The organism is Rheinheimera soli (assembly GCF_021290985.1).
In the GTDB taxonomy this organism is placed as follows: Bacteria; Pseudomonadota; Gammaproteobacteria; order Enterobacterales; family Alteromonadaceae; genus Pararheinheimera; species Pararheinheimera soli.
Genome location: NZ_JAJOYU010000011.1, coordinates 30,564 through 48,850, shown reverse-complemented (window position 1 = coordinate 48,850; position 18,287 = coordinate 30,564). Strand labels below are relative to the sequence as shown.

The 18,287-nt window shown below is 46.5% G+C and carries 19 protein-coding genes; 9 read left to right on the top strand and 10 right to left on the bottom strand.

Features of this window, described 5'->3' with window-relative positions; all coding sequences use genetic code 11:
- Positions 1–17: 17 nt before the first annotated feature.
- Together ubiA and LSG37_RS09530 are read right to left on the bottom strand one after the other, a co-directional pair.
- Positions 18–884, bottom strand: a complete 867-nt coding sequence (ubiA, locus tag LSG37_RS09535) for a 4-hydroxybenzoate octaprenyltransferase (protein WP_233079656.1) — start codon at positions 882–884, stop codon at positions 18–20.
- Positions 881–1,405, bottom strand: a complete 525-nt coding sequence (locus LSG37_RS09530; RefSeq protein WP_233079655.1) for a chorismate--pyruvate lyase family protein — start codon at positions 1,403–1,405, stop codon at positions 881–883. Before LSG37_RS09530 ends, ubiA begins: the two co-directional genes overlap by 4 nt.
- A 252-nt stretch (positions 1,406–1,657) precedes the next feature.
- Between LSG37_RS09530 and LSG37_RS09525 the strand changes: the two genes are divergently transcribed.
- Positions 1,658–2,809, top strand: a complete 1,152-nt coding sequence (locus tag LSG37_RS09525) for an FAD-dependent oxidoreductase (RefSeq protein ID WP_233079654.1) — start codon at positions 1,658–1,660, stop codon at positions 2,807–2,809.
- Between the two features lie 61 nt (positions 2,810–2,870).
- Entirely contained in the window at positions 2,871–3,281 is a 411-nt protein-coding gene (locus tag LSG37_RS09520) for a flagellar basal body-associated FliL family protein (protein ID WP_233079653.1), read from the top strand.
- Between the two features lie 26 nt (positions 3,282–3,307).
- On the opposite strand, the gene LSG37_RS09515 is transcribed toward LSG37_RS09520, so the two are convergent.
- A complete protein-coding gene (locus LSG37_RS09515; protein ID WP_233079652.1) occupies positions 3,308–4,156 on the bottom strand; it encodes a rhomboid family intramembrane serine protease in 849 nt (282 codons plus the stop codon).
- Positions 4,149–4,475: a thiosulfate sulfurtransferase GlpE gene (gene glpE, locus LSG37_RS09510; protein ID WP_008899841.1), complete on the bottom strand. Its 327-nt coding sequence runs from the start codon at positions 4,473–4,475 to the stop codon at positions 4,149–4,151. The genes LSG37_RS09515 and glpE overlap by 8 nt, the downstream gene beginning before the upstream one ends.
- Positions 4,476–4,711: 236 nt before the next feature.
- Here glpE and LSG37_RS09505 point away from each other — a divergent pair, with 236 nt between their 5' ends.
- Complete coding sequence (locus LSG37_RS09505; RefSeq protein ID WP_008899842.1) at positions 4,712–5,176, top strand: hypothetical protein; 465 nt, start codon at positions 4,712–4,714, stop codon at positions 5,174–5,176.
- An 89-nt stretch (positions 5,177–5,265) separates the two neighbouring features.
- Here the strand turns inward: LSG37_RS09505 and LSG37_RS09500 are convergent, their stop codons facing one another.
- The gene (locus LSG37_RS09500) at positions 5,266–7,245 is read right to left on the bottom strand and encodes a pectate lyase family protein (protein WP_233079651.1); all 1,980 of its coding nucleotides are present in this window, start codon (positions 7,243–7,245) and stop codon (positions 5,266–5,268) included.
- Between the two features lie 302 nt (positions 7,246–7,547).
- Here LSG37_RS09500 and LSG37_RS21230 point away from each other — a divergent pair, with 302 nt between their 5' ends.
- The 4 genes from LSG37_RS21230 to LSG37_RS09485 all read left to right on the top strand — a co-directional run bounded on the left by LSG37_RS21230 (position 7,548) and on the right by LSG37_RS09485 (position 10,731).
- Positions 7,548–7,682 (top strand): DUF2256 domain-containing protein, encoded by a 135-nt coding sequence (locus LSG37_RS21230; RefSeq protein WP_082335703.1) that lies wholly within the window; start codon positions 7,548–7,550, stop codon positions 7,680–7,682.
- A gap of 70 nt (positions 7,683–7,752) precedes the next feature.
- Positions 7,753–8,727: a tetratricopeptide repeat protein gene (locus LSG37_RS09495; protein WP_233079650.1), complete on the top strand. Its 975-nt coding sequence runs from the start codon at positions 7,753–7,755 to the stop codon at positions 8,725–8,727.
- A 105-nt stretch (positions 8,728–8,832) separates the two neighbouring features.
- Positions 8,833–9,705, top strand: coding sequence for an HDOD domain-containing protein (locus LSG37_RS09490; protein ID WP_233079649.1), 873 nt, complete (start codon positions 8,833–8,835; stop codon positions 9,703–9,705).
- A 66-nt stretch (positions 9,706–9,771) separates the two neighbouring features.
- The gene (locus LSG37_RS09485; RefSeq protein ID WP_233079648.1) at positions 9,772–10,731 is read left to right on the top strand and encodes a tRNA-dihydrouridine synthase; all 960 of its coding nucleotides are present in this window, start codon (positions 9,772–9,774) and stop codon (positions 10,729–10,731) included.
- Between the two features lie 20 nt (positions 10,732–10,751).
- Here LSG37_RS09485 and LSG37_RS09480 read toward each other — a convergent pair whose 3' ends face one another.
- From LSG37_RS09480 to LSG37_RS09465, 4 genes are all read right to left on the bottom strand, one after another.
- Positions 10,752–11,852 (bottom strand): 2Fe-2S iron-sulfur cluster-binding protein, encoded by a 1,101-nt coding sequence (locus LSG37_RS09480; RefSeq protein WP_233079647.1) that lies wholly within the window; start codon positions 11,850–11,852, stop codon positions 10,752–10,754.
- Positions 11,853–12,016: 164 nt separating this feature from the next.
- Positions 12,017–13,042 carry an L-threonine 3-dehydrogenase gene (tdh, locus tag LSG37_RS09475; RefSeq protein WP_233079646.1) on the bottom strand — a complete coding sequence of 342 codons (1,026 nt, stop codon included), beginning with the start codon at positions 13,040–13,042 and terminating at the stop codon, positions 12,017–12,019.
- A 7-nt stretch (positions 13,043–13,049) separates the two neighbouring features.
- A complete protein-coding gene (locus LSG37_RS09470) occupies positions 13,050–14,246 on the bottom strand; it encodes a glycine C-acetyltransferase (protein WP_233007589.1) in 1,197 nt (398 codons plus the stop codon).
- Positions 14,247–14,382: 136 nt separating this feature from the next.
- Positions 14,383–15,042: a TetR/AcrR family transcriptional regulator gene (locus LSG37_RS09465; protein WP_233079645.1), complete on the bottom strand. Its 660-nt coding sequence runs from the start codon at positions 15,040–15,042 to the stop codon at positions 14,383–14,385.
- Between the two features lie 105 nt (positions 15,043–15,147).
- Here LSG37_RS09465 and coaD point away from each other — a divergent pair, with 105 nt between their 5' ends.
- Complete coding sequence (gene coaD / locus LSG37_RS09460; protein WP_233079644.1) at positions 15,148–15,633, top strand: pantetheine-phosphate adenylyltransferase; 486 nt, start codon at positions 15,148–15,150, stop codon at positions 15,631–15,633.
- A gap of 24 nt (positions 15,634–15,657) precedes the next feature.
- Positions 15,658–17,073, top strand: coding sequence for a capsule assembly Wzi family protein (locus LSG37_RS09455; protein WP_233079643.1), 1,416 nt, complete (start codon positions 15,658–15,660; stop codon positions 17,071–17,073).
- 122 nt (positions 17,074–17,195) lie between these two features.
- Here the strand turns inward: LSG37_RS09455 and LSG37_RS09450 are convergent, their stop codons facing one another.
- Positions 17,196–18,287, bottom strand: coding sequence for an acyltransferase family protein (locus tag LSG37_RS09450; RefSeq protein WP_233079642.1), 1,092 nt, complete (start codon positions 18,285–18,287; stop codon positions 17,196–17,198).

Sequence of the window (18,287 nt, the reverse complement as noted above, 5' to 3'; positions counted from 1 at the left end):
GCAGAAATAGTATCAGCCTATAACAAGTCCAGACCTATGCCTGCAAACAACAATAAGCCGCTGTAGTGATTATTTAAAAAAGCCTGAAAACAACCTGCCCTGCCCTGAGTTTTCGCCTGCCAGTGTTGGTGGATAAAACTCAGCAATACCAAAACTAAAGCGGTATAAAAAAACAGGCCAAGACCATTTTGCTGCCCTACCCAGGCCATCAGTACTAAAAACATCAGCTGCAAGCTGGCTATAACAGGATGGCAATAACGACCAAATAACAAGGCGGTGGATTTCACGCCTATCCTCTGATCATCATTCATATCCACCATGGCGTAAAAAGTGTCGTAAGCAACAGTCCAGAGTAAATTCGCCAGATACAAAGCCCAGACCCACAAAGGAACAGAGCCTGTTATGGCCATTGCGGCCATAGGAATGCCCCAACTATAAGCTGCACCCAATACAAACTGTGGCAGGTAGGTGAAACGTTTCATAAAAGGATAAAGCACAGCCAGAACCGCGGCCACCAAAGCCAGTAATACAGTAGCGAAATCCAAAAACAACAGCAGGCTGGCACTGCACAGCAACAGCACAATAAAAAGCTGTAAAGCTTCGCCGCTGCTGACCAGTCCGGCAGCCAGTGGCCGGGCTTTAGTGCGTTCCACATGACCGTCATAATGACGGTCGGCGTAATCATTAATCACACAACCAGCAGAGCGCATCAGTACAACACCGGCACTGAATACTGCAAGCAAAGTTAAATCAGGCAGGCCGGATGACACCAGCCACAAAGCCCACCAGGTCGGCCATAGCAGCAAATAAATACCAATAGGCCTGTCCAGGCGCATTAACTGGCGGTAATAAGGCCACTGTTGCCATTGCAACTGCCATCTCATAGCTCAAGCACTCCAGGTAAAAAGATTTCCTGCACCAATAACTCTTGGTTTTGTAATGAAAAAACAGATCGTCTGGCCCAGAGTTCGTTTTGCATCCCCACTACAGGCAACTGTAATCCAGCTTCAAGTAAAGCCACTTCAATGCCACCACGCTCTAAACTGGCGTGCTGGAAAATATATTCACCTAAGGGCTGCGCTCCCAAACGGGCTAACGGCTCCATTTTTTCCAAGGTGGATTCTGGCAACCAGCTTTGCGCATAGACACAAGGCTTGTTATCACACCAAAGGATCACATCGCGTTTTAAGCCCTGCGGTTGTTGCCATTGCTGCTGTAAAAAATCCGGCAGCCTTTGCCAGTGCTCTGCCACCAATTCCAGCCTGAAAGTCTGGCAATAACTTTTCAGCAATGCTGTTAGTGAACCCTGACATAACAACCAGGGTTCAAGAGCATCAGGAAATTGCAGTTGTCCGGCGCTTTGCCACACCGCATTAAGTTGGAAAAGACTATCTGTGCTGTGCATATACCCTTCGTACTTGAAGCTGCAGCTTTGTTACCTGCGTGCTCTTGCCCCAGTCACATAGGACTACTATGCTCCTGGGGTCTCAAGCACTTGTCGCCTCGCCGCAAATCCAATTACTTTGGGTATAAAATCAAACTGCAGCTAAGGTGCCGCGCATCATAACAATTTTGCCATCGTATTGGTATGTAATGCCTTTGAGGGAAAAATTGATTACCATAGCGGCATTATTTAGTCGCTGCCCCCCTTTGCCTTATGACCCATTACCACACCTTAATTGTCGGAGCAGGTTACGCTGGTTATAGCCTTGCCAAAGAACTGCGTAAACTAGACCCAGAGCGCAGCATCTGCCTGATCAGCAGCGACAGCGCTGATTATTACTCCAAACCTTTGCTGTCCAACGGCTTTAGCAAACAAAAAAGCGCGACCGATTTGATCCAGAAAACTGCAGCGCAAATGGCCACTGAGTTGACTATTGATATATGGCCATACTGCCAGGCCTTACAGCTCCTTACAGAATCACATCAGTTGCTTACAGATAAAGGGCTGATCCAGTATCAGCAACTGGTGCTGGCGACAGGAGCCAGTCCGGTGAAACTGTCATTACCCGCAGCGACACAAGGCTTCATCTGTTCAGTGAATGACTTAACTGACTACCAAAATTTTCTGCAACTCAGTCAGGGCAAACAAAAGATCACTGTGTTAGGCGCAGGTTTAGTTGGCATTGAATATGCGAATGACTTAGCTGCCGCAGGTTTTCAGGTGTCCGTGATAGCGCTGGAGCAACAACCTTTAGCTCAACTTCTGCCGCCTGCACTGGGTGAGCTGTTGCAGCAACAGTTAAACGCCTCAGGCGTTGAGTTTTATTGGGGCTCGTCGATAAAAGATGCTCAACTGACCCAACAGCAATTAAGCCTTCAGCTTGCCGATGGCCGCAGTCTGGAGACAGAATTGATCCTATCTGCAGTGGGTTTAAAGCCAAACCTGCAGCTTGCGCTGCACGCAGGCATAGACTGCAACAAAGGTATAAAAGTGGACCAGACTCTGGCAACTTCAGCCGCTGATATCTATGCTTTGGGCGACTGTGCAGAAATCTGTGGCTATAACCTGATGTATATTCAGCCTATTAGTTTATCTGCCAGAGCTTTGGCTTCGACGCTGACAGGCGAAAACACAGCGGTACAATTTCCTGTTATGCCGGTGATAGTGAAATCGCCAGCTTTGGCTGTTGTCAGTTGGCCTGTTGCACCTCAGCAGCAAGGCGAGTGGTTCTATGAAGGGCAAGGAATGGATTGGGTAGCGAAGTTTCAAAGCCCATCAGGTCAGTTACTTGGTTTCGCCCTGACCGGAAAAATGGTAGCGCAACGTTTGCGACTGGCAAAAGAAATGCCAGCTTTGATAGCTTAACGCCGGGCCTTCGGGTAATATCCTTTTTTGAATGTTTGATAAAAATGAAAGAGTAATTCGGATGAAAAAAGCGCTGGCTTGTTTTGTTTTTTTATTGTTAAGTCAAAACCTTTGGGCTCAGAACGCAGCCAATGCCCCAATAAAAGTCAATTATGCTTATTTTGGTTTTGATCCGGATATAGTCACTAACTATGTGACTCCAACCACTGAAGAACTGGGTTATGTTCGGGTGACTATGGAGTTGATGATTATGGACAAAAAATATCTGGATGTTATCGAGCATCACGAACCGCTGATCCTAGATAAGATTGTGTTTGCCTTTGGTCGTGAAAACGGCGATACCATCCGTTCTTTAACAGGGCGTGAAGAAATTCGCTTAAAAATTCTGAATCAGCTGCGCGATACCCTGAAAAAAGAGACAGGTCAGGATATTTTAAAAGACGTATTGTTTACTAAGTATCTGTACCACTAACCACCAAAACCTGACTCACCGTACCGTCAGCGCTGTACGGTGAGTGCCTTGTTTAGCGCAATAAGTAAAATGGCACAGAGCATGCCAGCCAGTAAACCTGCTAAATGCGCCCAGTTTGCCATCGAAATCCACAGCAGATCAAAAAAGCCAATCACCAGCCAAATCAGCATAAAACCTATTAAGCCAGTGCTGATCTGCAAACCCCACTGCGGTTTTAACCAACCACAGATCCAATAAAAACCAAATAAGCCATACACCAGGCCTGACATACCGCCAAAATTAGCACCAACCATCACAAACTGTGCAAGGTTGGAAAACAACAACACCAACAGCGTCAGACTCACAGCGACCACACGGCCTGACTTCAGCTCCAGTGGCCCCAACAGATACCAGACCCAGATCAGATTAAACACCAGATGAGAGCCGGAAAAATGCAACCAGCCCGGAGTAAACCAGCGCCAGCCTTGTTCCAGACTAAGCCCCAATTCAGGTTTGAGTTGCAAAGCGGCCAAAGCGGACCAGGGATCCACTTGTTGCCAGCCGTACACCAGCAATGTCGACAACCAGACCAGATGACAAAACCAGCCACCATTCGTCCATAACTGTTGCCAATAACCGGATAAACCAGCTGAGCCTGTTCCTGAGTCCACCACTTCAGCCCTGTCCCATGCCGCAGCCTGATAGCGGTCGGCATAAGGATTTAACAAAAAGCGTTCTAACTCGGCAACCACCAGCTCTGCATGTTCAGGTGCACACCAAAGCTCAGCTTGCTCTGCAGAATGCACCACCACACTGACATCTAATTGCTGACTTTTACAATAATCAGCCAGGCTTAAAGCCGCAGCGGAAGAGGCAAAATCACCAATTTTAATCATGGGAGTCCGTAACAAAAGGCAATTGCTGACGCCAGGCTTCAAAACCACCATCCATACTGAATACAGTTTCAAAACCTTGTTGTGCTAAATACTGAGCAGCGCCCTGGCTGGAATTGCCGTGATAACAGACCACCACCACAGGAGTTTCAAATTCAGTTTGTTGGATAAACTGATTCAGACTGCCGTTGGTTAAATGAAAAGAATCAGCAATATGACCTGATGCATAACTTTGCTCGTCACGAATATCGACGACCACGGCTTTATGCTGCTCTATTTGCTCCAGCGCTGTGGCTACTGAAATACGACTGAATTCACTCATGGCTCACTCCGTTACTACTCAACACTCAGATTAATAGCGCTATAGTAGCCCAGCTGAAACGCCTTGAGTACCATAGCTTATGCTGGATCCGCCGAACTGCAGGTAATTGACGAAGAAATAATCAGCCTTAAGCAGCTAAATACCGCATTAAAACACCAAGTTAACAATTACAGCTTTAGCTAAAGCAGAAGCTTAGGTAAAATAGCGCGCCTTGTTGGTTTGGAAACAGAATACCCATGTCAGATAGTCCCTTGTATTTAATTTACGATCCTGCTTTTGATGATATGGACGCCGAAGGCTGCCCGGGATTTGGTTTTATACTGGTGTTTGACGAGCAGGATCTGGACAACTACCAATCGGGTGAAAACCCGCCTTTTCCGGCTGTCTCTATGTTATTTACCGATCATGCCGATGGCAGTATCAGTGGCGATTTATTGGGTTGGGCACAACTGGATGCAGAAATTTTTCAGCAATTCCCTCTGGGTCAGTTCTTTCAGTTGATGGAACAAGCCGCTCAGGTCGCTATCAACGCTTACCGTCAGGTGGGTCAGGTGCCAGATAAACTGATAGCTCAGTTATTGCCAGATGATGATTTAATTCAGTTTGATGTGCAGTTTGCCACACTTGAACTGAATGATGCCGAAGCAGAATCACAGCTGGCACAACAAATGATGTCAGGCCGGCCTTATTTAGATTCTTAGTGAACAGATGGCTTGAAACATAAAATAAAAAGGAGACAGTGCTGTCTCCTTTTTAGTTAGTAAAGCAACAGTTAGTAAAGCAGCAAAGCCTAAGGCTGAGCTTCATAACCCGTGATATCGCCAATATCAGCTGGTAATAAGCCCTTCAGCATCTCTGGAGTATAAGCCCCCGTATTGCTCCATAATACCCAGTCTATATCGCCCAGATAACTGCTGCTTCCGGCATCACCAATCTGCAGGTAATTATCGGTATTGGTGCTGGCAGGACGCATAGTCACTCCTTCAAGAGCAAGCAGCGGCGTGTTATTTCCTTCTACATAAACCGCAACATTGCCCGTAGTCGGTGAAGTCATGCTGATGGTAAAGTGATACACTCGGTAGACACTCATATCAATAGCATCAGGTTCATTGCCTTTACCCGCTGTCACCGAAGAGCCATTATTGGCATTTTCCAGCTGCACACCCGAGTTGTTGCCGTCATTACGGAACACTATTTTCAGACGACTGGTATCGCTGCTCGCTGCCAGATCCCCTAAAGCAATTTCAGTTTCAAGGATACGGTTGCCACCTGCATTGCCTTTTATCCCCATCAATAAAGTAAAAAACTTCGGATAAATTCCATCGTCCGGCAGCACATTAGTCAGCTTGGCCCGGCTCCGATCCGCGCCGCTTGCTGTACTGTCAAAACGCACAGTGCCATCACCATTGAGGCTAAACAAATTAGGTTCGTCTGCTCCACCGCTTTGTTGCCGGGCAAACTGACTTAAAGTGCCATCAGCTAATACCACAGCATTAGCAGCAAAAGGATCCTGACTGCCATCATAACTTGCCCAATCTACCTGAGCCGGAGGGTCTATAGGGTCAATTGGAACCGGATCCGGATCAGGAGTTGGCTCCACAGGTTCAGGCTCTGGCACAGCACAGAGTCCTGGACTGGGTGGCGTGTCTATTTTGCCAACACCTGCATAAGCCAGCACTGTGGCTTTCACATTGTGTACAGGGATCAGGTTGGCCTGATAGTTATAAGGGACATTAAGCTCACCCGTTGATTGTGGATTAGCGCCAGCCACTATGCCGTCTGCAGGGCTTTCAACCCAACTGATATTTTCAAACAGATTATCAATCAGTTGCCAATATCCGGGCTCTTGACTGTACATAGACATCACCGGGTTTCTCATATTGGCAAAATGATTGTGTTCAATACGGATCACAGCCCCCATTCTCGAATTAATGCCACTTTCCAGCGCACCTTCATAATAGTTGTTGTAAATATGGCCTTTACCGTATCGGAACAAAGGTAAACGTGAATTTACGTTATGCCAGTGGTTGTGATGGTAAGTTAAAGTGCGCTCAAAGTTGTCACTGTCAGACGAGCCTGACAGTGAGGTTTTCCAACTGTTATGGAACTTATTAAATGAGATCGTAATAAACTGTGCATCCCCTTTCGCATCCACCAGACCGTCGTAATAATCTTTCACCTGATCTTCAGTCAAAGCAGGATCATTAACCGTCAGGCTGTTGTAAATTTCATTATGATCAATCCAGATATTACGAACCGGCCCTTCCATACTGATCCCATCACCCGGAGCCCCCAGGTTGGCCCGTACATGGTGAATACGTAAGTTACGGATAATGATGTTATTGGCACGGACAATATTAAAACCTATACCGGCCATTTCACCCTGAGTACCTAAACCCAGGATAGAAAGATCCGACACATCTTTAATATCAATACGGCTATTTTTGGCATTTTGTAAGGTTATGGCACCGTTTACCCAAATGGTCAGCGGTCTGGCCGGATCTTTGTTTTGAATGGCGTTGATCATCTCTTCGCCTGTGCAGACTGTGACTTCTACTTTATTTTCGCCGCTGCCCCCTGTTGTACCGCCATTTTCCGAAGCATAACCATAAACAGTGTCCAGATTAGTTAATGCCACGACACTGGTGTCCGGCGGAGGAGTCACAGCGTTGTTGTCCGGTACCGGCGTTACGTCGTCGTCCGAGTTGTTACAACCTGCCATCAGGCTGGTGCTGATCAGTATGGCAAGCAAGGTTTTATTTAAAGTCATTATGTTACCCTTTGTCCCGGGCTCAGCTTGTTAAATACAGCGACAACAACTGGGTACCCTGTTGATTTTATTATAGTTAATTTAGGGGAAGTCAAAATTCAGGTTTCTTCACGATAAGACAGCCGACTCAACCTTTGCCTTTCCTCCGTTATTGGTTATGAAGAAAATATGTACAACTGGCAATGATTCAGCCGAATAACAGGTAGCTTTTGCATGGAAGTTTCGCATGTGATACAAAACCGAGGTTATGCAGGCAGATCCGCTGACAATAAACCGCCGTAATTGCTCGATTAGGAGGTTTCATGACTCACCACAAATTACATCTGCCCCAGAAAATCTGCGCTTGCTGTGGTTTAGCTTTCAGTTGGCGGAAAAAATGGCAAAAAAACTGGCCTGAAGTGAAATACTGCTCAGAGCGCTGTCGGCGGAAAAAATGACTTTCAGCCTATTGTAAAACCCTGCAAAAAACCTGTTAAATAAGGGTTAACCTATAACGCAGGATCCGTTATGAAAACTCTGTATCTTTTTGCCGCTTTAAGTAGTTTCCCCTTACTAGCCAGTGATTTAAGCTCATACGATTTATTGCTCGAGCAAGATAAATTCCGTCAGTTACAACAGCAGCTAGATAAGACAACCAATTTACCCGATAAAGATCTGTGGGCACTGCAACTGAAAACCATGCTGGGCTTGCGCCAATCTGAACAGGCAGAGCAATTGGCTAATCAGGCGCTTAAAGCCTATCCACAAGATGCAGAGCTGCTGCGTCTGGCGGCATTAAATCAATTTAATCTGGCGCAAGAGAGCAGCATTTTTTCTGCAGGCTCTTATGCCAAAGCGGGTCTAGCTTTACTGAAACAGGCAATGGCTGCAGATCCAGCAGATTTGGAAACTCAACAGACTCTCATTGGTTTTTACCTGCAGGCTCCTGCTATTGCGGGTGGCGACACGGAAGAAGCGAAAAGACTAGCGAGAGCTATGGCGGAAAAACATCAGCCAGAAGGCACCTTAGTGAGTATCAACGTATTAATGGACGATGACAAACTACCGCAGGCGATTCAGCTCGCAGAACAACAACTGCAACAGCATCCAAAACACCCCGCTTTATTAGGCGCTTATGCAAATTTACTCAGCATAAATAACGACCCGACCAATGCTTTTATTCAGTATCAAAAAGCAGCCGCTGCAGCGACAGATTTGTCAGAGCAGCAAGGTTACTACTATCAGCTGGGTCGCTTAGCTGCGACAGCCCAACAAGATCCACAACTAGGTCAGCAGGCACTGTTGGACTATTTAGCTTTTTATCAGGACAGCGACAACGCCAGATTCAGCTGGGCACAATTACGATTAGCCCAGATTTATCTGGTACAAAAACAGCAGGATAAAGCAAAAGAGGTGCTACAACAGATCAAAAACCAGCAGCAGGACGATGATCGGCTGCAAAGCGAGCTAAAAAAACTGGAAAAACAACTGAAAAAGGCCTGAAGCCTGCTTATCTGAACGGGATCTGCGGATCCCGTTTTGCTTTTTACGCACAGGCCTTTTACTATATGCACTTTATTTCATCACCCAGTTCGCCGGAATCGCAGCATGGCAAAAGCAATTAATATGGCCGAGGTAGAAAAAGCGTTAAGTGGCTTTACTATTCCTCCTCAGCCGACTGTTTTATTAAGTATCAAAGCAGAAATTGAAAGTGATGATCCCAATATCAAACGTATTGCTGAATTGATCAATCAGGATCTGGGGATCGCTGGTTTTACTTTAAAAGTAGTGAACTCAGTGTATTTTGGTCTGCGTCGTAAAATCAGCTCGGTAGAACATGCCTGTAAGTTTTTAGGTTTAAATCGGGTGATTAAATTAGTCAGCTCTGTGGTACTGCGTTTTACCTTAAGCGAAGGCCGGACGGACAGATTTACTGAAAACCTGTGGCAAAGTGCAGCCAATGTTGCCAATGCAGCAACCTTATTAGCCCAACAGTTGCGTTACGGCACAGATTGCGCTGACGATGCTTACAGCTTAGGTTTATTCCATAATGCCGGTATGCTGTTGATCAGCAGCCAGTTTAAAGATTATGCCAAAGTACTGAAACAAGCTCATTTGGCAGGTTACAGCATGTCAGACGCTGAAGATCAGAATTTTCAGACCACTCACGAATTGCTGGGTTATATGATTGCTCAGTCCTGGGGTTTAGCACCTGAGCTGACCAATGTGATTGCCTACCACCACAGCCATGCGCTGATCCTGGCCTCTGATGATATCTATGAAAAACGTTTGTTTGCTTTACTGAAACTGGCTGAGCATATGACGGATGAAAGCAAAGTTTTGCTGGATTTAGATATGGATCCGGAATGGGATCAGCATAAAGCCACTATTCTGGACATTCTGGAGCTGGACGAACTGGCCCTGCACGACTTAGGCGACTACCTGCAGCAGCAAGGTGTGCCGAATCGTTATCACGCCTAAGTTTGGGAGCTTCGGCTCCCTTTGTTTTTAGAACGCCTGTATTCACTAACCAGAGTTATATTCAAGATGCGTATTGTTTTAGCCCCAATGGAGGGCGTGGTGGACCATTTAATGCGGGATATGTTAACCCGTATTGGTGGTTTTGATTTATGCATCACTGAATTTGTCCGGGTGGTCGATCAGCTTTTGCCAAACCGGGTATTCACCCGTATTTGTCCTGAATTAAAACAAGGTGGAGTGACTCCAGCCGGTGTACCGGTTCGGGTGCAATTATTAGGTCAGGAGCCAGAGTGGCTTGCCGAAAACGCCGTACGAGCAGTGCAATTGGGCTCGCCTGGCGTGGATTTAAATTTTGGCTGTCCGGCTAAGGCGGTCAATAAAAGTCGTGGCGGCGCTGTACTTTTAAAAGAAACCGAAACCCTGTACCAAATCATTAAAGCAGTGCGTGACGCTGTGCCATCCCAGTTTCCGGTCACCGCAAAAATACGCTTAGGTTTTGACGATACCAGTTTAACTCTGGACAACGCCCGCGCTATTTATGAAGCAGGCGCAACGGAGCTAACAGTCCATGCCCGCACTAAAAGTGATGGCTACAGACCGCCCGCTTACTGGCCCTGGATCAAACAAATCCGCCAGACTATTCCTCTTAACGTGGTGGCCAACGGCGAAATCTGGACGCCAGAAGACGCAGCTTTATGCTTAGAACAATCCGGCAGCACGGATTTAATGCTCGGCCGTGGCGCTTTAGCCAGCCCTGGCTTAGCCCGTGATATCAAGCAGCATTTTACCAGTGGTGTTCATCAGAAAATGCCATGGCCTCAAGTGCTGGAACTACTGCTGCAGTATTCAGATTATGAGATAGCAGGCGATAAAGGACTGTATTATTCCAACCGGATCAAACAATGGTTTAGTTACCTGAAGTTGCAATACGTTGAAGCCGAAGTCTTATTCCAGCAACTACGCCTACAGCAAAAAGCACCGGATTTAGTGGCGACTTTGCGTAGGGCTTTGGCAGAAGTTCATTAGGACTGACGCCATACACATTTTCAGGAATGGCTGGTGGTGGCAGGCATTAATCCTGCCGACTGTTCTGTTGATGCCTCATCAGACTGAATCTCCGCACTCAACACCAAAGCCGAAGTCGGCTGAATACAACAAGCCAATACTTCATCCCCGCCACAACTCATACTAGGTTCCAGCACTTGCTGGTATTCACCTTTGACAACCCGCACTTTACAAAGGCCACAAGAGCCGCCTTTACAGTCGTAATTCAATGGCACACGGGCAGCAAGAATGGCATCCAGCACTGATTTATGGCCCTGGCTGTCAGCAAATACACCATTGATTTCTATCGGGAAACTTTGTTCGCTGGCCGAAGCACTAAAAAACTCGGCATAACAATGCTGTGCACCTAAAATGCCCAAATCATAAATCAGCTGCTCCACCATTTTTGCCGAAGCACAAAAGTAATATTGAGCCTGAGGGCCTGCCAATTTATATAAATAACCCGCATCAATACGACCTTTAAAGCCTTGCCAGTCTGCTGGTGGTTGAGTGAGTGCAATACGAAGTTGTAAACGAGGCAAACGCCGCAGTAACGGATAAAACACTATATCCTCCAGCCGACGCGCCTGATACACCAGAAACACTTGTCGTTTTTGCCGGATAGCGGCATACGCCATCGCCAGCATAGGGGTAATACCGACACCACCTGCCACCAATACCAATGGCTGGCGCGAGCGGTTTAATAAAAAATGGCCGCGTGGGTAAGAGCTTTCGACTAAATCCCCTACTTTTAAATGCTGAAATAATGCCTGGCTTAAGCGGCCATCAGTTTCAGCTTTAATCACCAGTTGGTAATAACGCTGCTGACTGCAATCCTGCGCCAATGAATAAGCCCGGCTGACAGGTTTACCCTGTAAATCTTTGCCATACAGCAGAATATGCTGACCCGCTTTGGCTTTGGGCAATAACAGACCATCCGGATGCTGTAGCCATAACTTCAGATACTGGCCCTGACGTTTCACCCGAGCAAGTCTGAGTTGTAAGCGCTGGTTCTGTAATTTTGGCAACACAATATGCTGCCAGTAACCACGGCCAAATAAGAAGAATGTCAAAAACAGCAGAGCGAAAGTCAGCGTGATCATTGGAACAGCAACTGGTTCAGATAAGAATGACTATCAAATGATAACAGATCGCATTTAGGCTGCCAAGCAGGAAATAAATAGCAGAACACTGAGAAAAACAGACAAAAACAGACAAAAACAGGGAATGAGGTACGGGGGCAGAGCGAAACTCTGCCCCCGTCAAATTACCAGTTGAGGATCACTTTGCCGGACTGGCCTGAGCACATAATCTCAAAACCTTCCTTGTAGTTTTCCATTGGCATTTCGTGAGTGACTATAGGAGTTAAGTCCAGACCTGACTGAATTAAGCTGGCCATTTTGTACCAGGTTTCAAACATTTCGCGACCATAAATACCTTTGATCACCAGGCCTTTAAAAATAACTTTGTTCCAGTCCACTGCCATATCTGAAGGTGGAATACCCAGCATGGCAATTTTTCCACCGTGGTTGATGGTGTCCAGCATGCTACGAAACGCAGAAGGCACACCGGACATTTCCAGACCTACGTCAAAACCTTCGGTCATGCCCAGCTCTTTCATCACGTCTTTTAAGTTTTCTTTGCTGACGTCTACTGCTCGGGTCGCGCCCATTTTACGTGCCAATTCTAAGCGGTATGGGTTTACGTCTGTGATGACGATATGACGGGCACCAACATGACGGGCTACAGCCACAGCCATAATGCCGATAGGGCCAGCGCCTGTGATCAGTACGTCTTCACCCACTAAGTCAAAAGACAAAGCAGTGTGAACAGCGTTGCCAAATGGATCGAAGATAGCGGCGATATTATCCGGAATATTGTCCGGAATTTTAAAGACGTTAAAAGCCGGAATAGACAGGTATTCAGCAAAAGAGCCTTCACGGTTGACGCCAACACCTATGGTATTGCGGCATAAATGCACACGACCGGCGCGGCAGTTACGGCAGAAACCACAGACTAAATGGCCTTCACCCGATACGCGATCGCCTTTGGCAAAACCACGCACTTCTGAGCCCATATCCACTACTTCGCCGACATATTCGTGCCCAACCACCATGCCATGAGGAATAGTGTTTTGCGCCCATTCATCCCATTTGTAAATGTGCACGTCTGTGCCACAGATGGCGGTTTTTTTGATTTTAATCAGAACATCATTCGGACCTACTTTTGGCATGTCCACTTCGGTTTGCCAAATGCCCGGTTCTGCTTTTAATTTTGCTAATGCTTTCATCATGGCGTCCTCAGGCAATTACGCCCATTTCTTTACCAATACGGATAAAGGCATTGATGGCTTTATCCAGGTGTTCTTTGTTATGTGCAGCCGAGATCTGGGTGCGAATACGCGCCTGATCTTTTGGCACTACAGGGAAAGAGAATCCCACTACATAAATACCTTCTGCGAGCATACGGCGCGCCATTTCGGCTGCTACTTTGGCATCGCCTAACATCACAGGAATAATAGCGTGATCTTTACCTGCCAGTGTAAAACCAGCGGCCGACATTTTTTCGCGGAAATAGCTAACGTTGTCCCACAATTTAGCGCGCAGCGCATCACCATTGGCCAGTAAGTCCAGCACTTTGATAGAAGCTGTCACAATAGAAGGCGCTAAAGAGTTAGAAAATAAATAAGGGCGTGAACGCTGGCGTAACCATTCAATCACTTCTTTTTTGCCTGAAGTGTAACCACCTGAAGCGCCACCTAAGGCTTTGCCTAAAGTGCCGGTGATTATATCCACACGCTCCAGCACATCGCAGTATTCGTGAGTGCCACGGCCATTTTTACCAACAAAACCTACAGCGTGACTGTCGTCCACCATCACCAGCGCATTGTATTTGTCAGCTAAATCACAAATGGATTTTAAGTCGGCTATCACGCCATCCATAGAAAATACGCCGTCTGTGGCAATCAGTTTAAAACGAGCGCCATCAGCATCCGCTTGTTTCAGCTGGGCTTCTAATTCGGCCATATCGTTATTGGCATAGCGGTAACGTTTGGCTTTGCATAAACGCACACCATCGATGATCGATGCATGGTTTAACGAATCTGAAATCACCGCATCTTCAGCGCCTAAAATAGTTTCGAATAAACCACCGTTGGCATCAAAACAAGAGGAATACAAAATAGTGTCTTCAGTGCCTAAAAAGCCGCTGATTTTTTGTTCCAGTTCTTTGTGAATATCCTGAGTACCACAGATAAAACGCACAGAGGCTACCCCAAAACCGTGAGAGTCCAGGCCTTGCTGGGCTGCTTTAATCAACTCCGGGTTGTTGGCTAAACCTAAGTAGTTATTGGCACAGAAATTTAATACTTGTTCATGACCTACGGTCACGGTGGCTTGTTGCTGCGAGCTGATCACTCGTTCGGCTTTGTACAGGCCTTGCACTTTTACGTCTTCTATTTGTTGTTGTAAGTGTGCAAGGAAAGGAGTCGTTCGCATAACTTTCTCCAGAAAGGCTGAGGGCTTGGTAAAATCCGCCGTATTGTAATCACTAAGCGCAAGGGATGCAGCGCTTTTCTGTCAGAAAAGGCTGCAGATCGGATTAGTTGCGTAGCAAATAGTTGCCAGCGAACCTTTAAATCGTCTGATCACCAGACAAGGCCTGATAATGCTGCTGCAGTTTTTCGATGCGAGGCAGAGCTTGAGCTGTGGCATAAGGCTTAAATAACAGCAGCACTTTTAATACCCCAAGGTAGGCCTGCTCTTTACTCATAGTGGTTTGTGGTTCCTGGGTTTTTAAGTAACTGATCCAGAAAGTAACCACGAGCTTGATGGTGTGAGCGAAGTTCGCTATATCTGCGTCATCTATGGCAATCACATCCGCCTTTTTTAATGCACTCAATACAGAAATCACTTTTGCTAATACAGCCTTTTGCACTGTCAGGTAATCCTGCTGCAAGGCTTGATCACGCGACAAAATATCTGGCAGGTTGGCGTAAAAAAAATGAAAACGCCACATCAGCTCAAATACCACATCCAGATACTGGGCCAACGAATCCAGAGCCTCTGATGGCTGACTGGGAGGTTGCAATCTGCTATCCAGTAACTTAGCGTACTCGCGAAAAATATTCCTCACTATGTCTTCTTTGTTACGAAAGTGGTAATACAGATTACCGGGGCTGATGCCCAAATGCGCCGCTATATGATTGGTGGTGATACAACGTTCACCCTGCTGATTAAATAACTCGATACTCGCCTGCAGTATCTTGTCCTTAGTTCGTAGCTTCTTATCCATCCGCGTATTTCTTTTTATTTATTTTTTATTAATTTGCTATAGTAACGCCAATTCGATTAAAAACTCTAGTCTCGAGTTCTACAGCACAGGGATCAGCACCAAACAATGAAAACCAAAGCAATTTATCCCGGCACTTTTGACCCTTTAACCAATGGCCACAGTGACTTAGTGCAAAGGGCTGCACGTTTGTTTGATCAGGTGATAGTGGCAGTAGCCTCTAACCCCAGCAAACAACCGCTGTTTACGCTCGCAGAGCGGGTGCAGTTGGCAGAGCAATGTTTTGCCGATTTGCCGAATGTGGCCGTCGTAGGTTTTTCTGGTTTGCTGGCCGATTTTGCTAAACAGAATCAGGCGCAAGTGTTGTTGCGTGGTGTACGCGCCGTAGCCGACTTTGAATATGAATTTCAGCTGGCCAGCATGAACCGCCAGTTAAATCCGGATTTAGATAGTTTGTTTATGACACCTTCAGAAAAAAATACCTTTATCTCTTCCACTTTAGTGAAAGAAGTAGCCCGCCATGGTGGCGATGTCAGCCGTTTTGTCGCCTCTCATGTAGAACAGGCATTAAAGCAAAAGTTTACAGCGGTTTAATTTGAAATACGGATTTTGGTCGTAATGAAAAAACTCAAGTACAGCACTTTTACTCTGGCTTTTCTGGCGTTGTCAGCACAAGCAACACCCTGGATGGATACGCAGGACAATTACCTGCGCCAGTCGCTGCAAACCTTGTCTCACGCAGGTTTAATCAGTGGTCCTGTCAATACCTATCCATTGATGTGGAAAAACATCGCCAAAGATTTAGCTAAGGCTCCGAATCGCCGTTACAGTGAGGAAGTGACTTTTGCTCTGGCTCATGTGCGTAAAGCTTTGAATGTCAACGAAAGTGATAAAACCTCAGGGATTAAACTCAAGGCCAATTCAGAACAAATGGGTATTCAGAGTTTTGGTGAAACCTATCAGGATCAAGCTAGCATCACAGTATTCAGTGAGTTTCAGAATGATATGTTTGCCGGCCGTTCAGAAGTGCATTACCGCAAACGCCATGATGGCAGCACAGAACAGGATTTAACCTACGACAATAGTTATCTGGCGGCACTGCTGGGCAACTGGGTATTGTCGGTCGATCAGGTCAGTACCTGGTGGGGTCCAGGCCAACAAAGCGCCTTGCTGCAAAGTAACAACGCCAGGCCATTACCTTCTGTACGTTTAAGTCGCCATGGGTGGGATGCCATAGATTTGCCAGTGCTGAACTGGTTAGGACCATGGAGTTTCACTACCTTTATAGGCTTAGGTGAACATCAAAGTCCAGTCAGCCAAACCCGTTATTGGGGCGGGCGTTTCAATTTCAGACCTACAGCTACCGTTGAGCTGGGTATATCCCGCGTCAGTCAATGGGGTGGCCGGGGTAAAAATAATGGTTTTGGTGACTGGTGGGATATGGTTATCAATAAAGACGAAGCCACTGCTAATTCCGATCAAAGAGCGGCCATAGATTTAAGTTATCACTTCAATCTGCTGAACCAGCCGCTGACGGCTTATGTTGAACTGGCTGATGACGATAACGCAGAAGGACTGCCAGACAACCCTTTGTTACTGGCTGGCGTGCGCAGTTACTGGGGCAATAGCTCAGGCATTCATACGGTAAATATGGAGTATTCAGATACTTATATTGATTGTCCTGACTCAGTGATTAAAGGCGATTGCGCTTATCAGGGCGAGTTGTACCCTCAGGGCTACAGCAGATACGGCCGTGTGATTGGCAGCGGTTATGGCAAAGACGCTCGGGTATTAAGTGCTGGCTATCATTACCAGACGTATGACGGTATCAGTTGGTCAGGCCATCTGTATCTGGCTAATTATTATGACAATACCGGTGAAAGTGAACAAAGCTGGCAAGCCAAAGCAGAACACAGACGACCATTTTTTAATGGTTTGCTGAGTCTGCAGTTACGTTATCTGGATCAATCGCCATTATTGCCTGAAGGTGCTGACGAAGTAGCCGCAGCTACCACCTGGGAATACAGGTTCTAAGTTAATTCGGGTCAGAGTAAAATGGGGTCATACGACCCCATTTTTATTCGCGACCATCCCTGACGCTCCCCTCACGGGCCAATGCTTCGCATTGTTAAACATTGTTCCTTACAATGTTTTTTTTAAAGCTTAATGAATATATTGCGTTTATACAGCAGCAATGACAGATACCAGAATCCAACCACATGCAGCAGCGCAAATACAAAAGACGCCAGCTTGGCTGGGAACACCAAAGCTAATTGTTCAAAACCCCACTGATACAAAGAGACTGAACCTGCGTCTGTTGGAATAAAAATCAGCTGCCCTATCAATACTGCCCAAAGCCAGGACAAAATATAAATAAAGAGTGGGTTAGTGCCATAGACTTTCAGAGGCTCTGCCAGACCAGTCCAGCCTTTGATATCAATACACCAGACCAAAGCTGCTAACAGCAACAAAATTAAACCACTGCTCAGCGCCAGATAACTACCGGACCATAAGGCTTTATTAATAGACCAAAGCACCTGCCAAAGCAAAGCCAGAACCACCAGAGCCACACCAGCCAGTAATAAAAGACGCAAGGCTTGGTGCTGCTGTTTGCCCTGTAAAAACGCAGCTGTACCAAAACCAATTAAGACAGCCACCACACAAGGCAGAGTGCTTAATAAGCCTTCAGGATCAAAAGCCACACCAAAACCCTGATACAAATGAGCAGCGCCAAAAATGGCTAAATCGAAGTGCCGCACCAGATTGTGATCCAGGCTATAAGGCTGCTCGCCACCACCCAGCACCAGCGCTAACCAATACAACAACACCAAAGCCACAGCAACAAAAGGCAAGTAACTGCGTTTTACCGTCAAAATCAACAAGGCGGCCAGCCAGTAGGCCAAACCTATACGTTGTAATACTCCGGGCAAACGTAATTCGGTCAGATCCACAGTAAAAGGCACGTAGTTTAGCAACACACCAATGCCAATTAACTTTAAAGCCCTACTGCTAACCCGCCACAAGCTTTGTCTGGATAAGACGGCAGTTTTCAGCGAATAAAACATCGCGGCCCCCACCACAAACAAAAAGGTGGGGAAGACGATATCGGCAAAAGTAAATCCATCCCAGGGAGCATGCAAAAGCGGTGTATAGACATGCTGCCAGGATCCCGGTGTATTGACCAGGATCATCAGAGCTATGGCTAAGCCTCTTAACGCATCCAGCGCATAAAAACGTGGTGAAAACAT

What these genes read in the sequence shown, in the direction of transcription:
- ubiA (WP_233079656.1), bottom strand. Translation starts at nt 884, where the DNA reads ATGAGATGGCAGTTGCAATGGCAACAGTGGCCTTATTACCGCCAGTTA.
- LSG37_RS09530 (WP_233079655.1), bottom strand. Translation starts at nt 1,405, where the DNA reads ATGCACAGCACAGATAGTCTTTTCCAACTTAATGCGGTGTGGCAAAGC.
- LSG37_RS09525 (WP_233079654.1), top strand. Translation starts at nt 1,658, where the DNA reads ATGACCCATTACCACACCTTAATTGTCGGAGCAGGTTACGCTGGTTAT.
- LSG37_RS09520 (WP_233079653.1), top strand. Translation starts at nt 2,871, where the DNA reads ATGAAAAAAGCGCTGGCTTGTTTTGTTTTTTTATTGTTAAGTCAAAAC.
- LSG37_RS09515 (WP_233079652.1), bottom strand. Translation starts at nt 4,156, where the DNA reads ATGATTAAAATTGGTGATTTTGCCTCTTCCGCTGCGGCTTTAAGCCTG.
- glpE (WP_008899841.1), bottom strand. Translation starts at nt 4,475, where the DNA reads ATGAGTGAATTCAGTCGTATTTCAGTAGCCACAGCGCTGGAGCAAATA.
- LSG37_RS09505 (WP_008899842.1), top strand. Translation starts at nt 4,712, where the DNA reads ATGTCAGATAGTCCCTTGTATTTAATTTACGATCCTGCTTTTGATGAT.
- LSG37_RS09500 (WP_233079651.1), bottom strand. Translation starts at nt 7,245, where the DNA reads ATGACTTTAAATAAAACCTTGCTTGCCATACTGATCAGCACCAGCCTG.
- LSG37_RS21230 (WP_082335703.1), top strand. Translation starts at nt 7,548, where the DNA reads ATGACTCACCACAAATTACATCTGCCCCAGAAAATCTGCGCTTGCTGT.
- LSG37_RS09495 (WP_233079650.1), top strand. Translation starts at nt 7,753, where the DNA reads ATGAAAACTCTGTATCTTTTTGCCGCTTTAAGTAGTTTCCCCTTACTA.
- LSG37_RS09490 (WP_233079649.1), top strand. Translation starts at nt 8,833, where the DNA reads ATGGCAAAAGCAATTAATATGGCCGAGGTAGAAAAAGCGTTAAGTGGC.
- LSG37_RS09485 (WP_233079648.1), top strand. Translation starts at nt 9,772, where the DNA reads ATGCGTATTGTTTTAGCCCCAATGGAGGGCGTGGTGGACCATTTAATG.
- LSG37_RS09480 (WP_233079647.1), bottom strand. Translation starts at nt 11,852, where the DNA reads ATGATCACGCTGACTTTCGCTCTGCTGTTTTTGACATTCTTCTTATTT.
- tdh (WP_233079646.1), bottom strand. Translation starts at nt 13,042, where the DNA reads ATGATGAAAGCATTAGCAAAATTAAAAGCAGAACCGGGCATTTGGCAA.
- LSG37_RS09470 (WP_233007589.1), bottom strand. Translation starts at nt 14,246, where the DNA reads ATGCGAACGACTCCTTTCCTTGCACACTTACAACAACAAATAGAAGAC.
- LSG37_RS09465 (WP_233079645.1), bottom strand. Translation starts at nt 15,042, where the DNA reads ATGGATAAGAAGCTACGAACTAAGGACAAGATACTGCAGGCGAGTATC.
- coaD (WP_233079644.1), top strand. Translation starts at nt 15,148, where the DNA reads ATGAAAACCAAAGCAATTTATCCCGGCACTTTTGACCCTTTAACCAAT.
- LSG37_RS09455 (WP_233079643.1), top strand. Translation starts at nt 15,658, where the DNA reads ATGAAAAAACTCAAGTACAGCACTTTTACTCTGGCTTTTCTGGCGTTG.
- LSG37_RS09450 (WP_233079642.1), bottom strand. Translation starts at nt 18,287, where the DNA reads ATGTTTTCACCACGTTTTTATGCGCTGGATGCGTTAAGAGGCTTAGCC.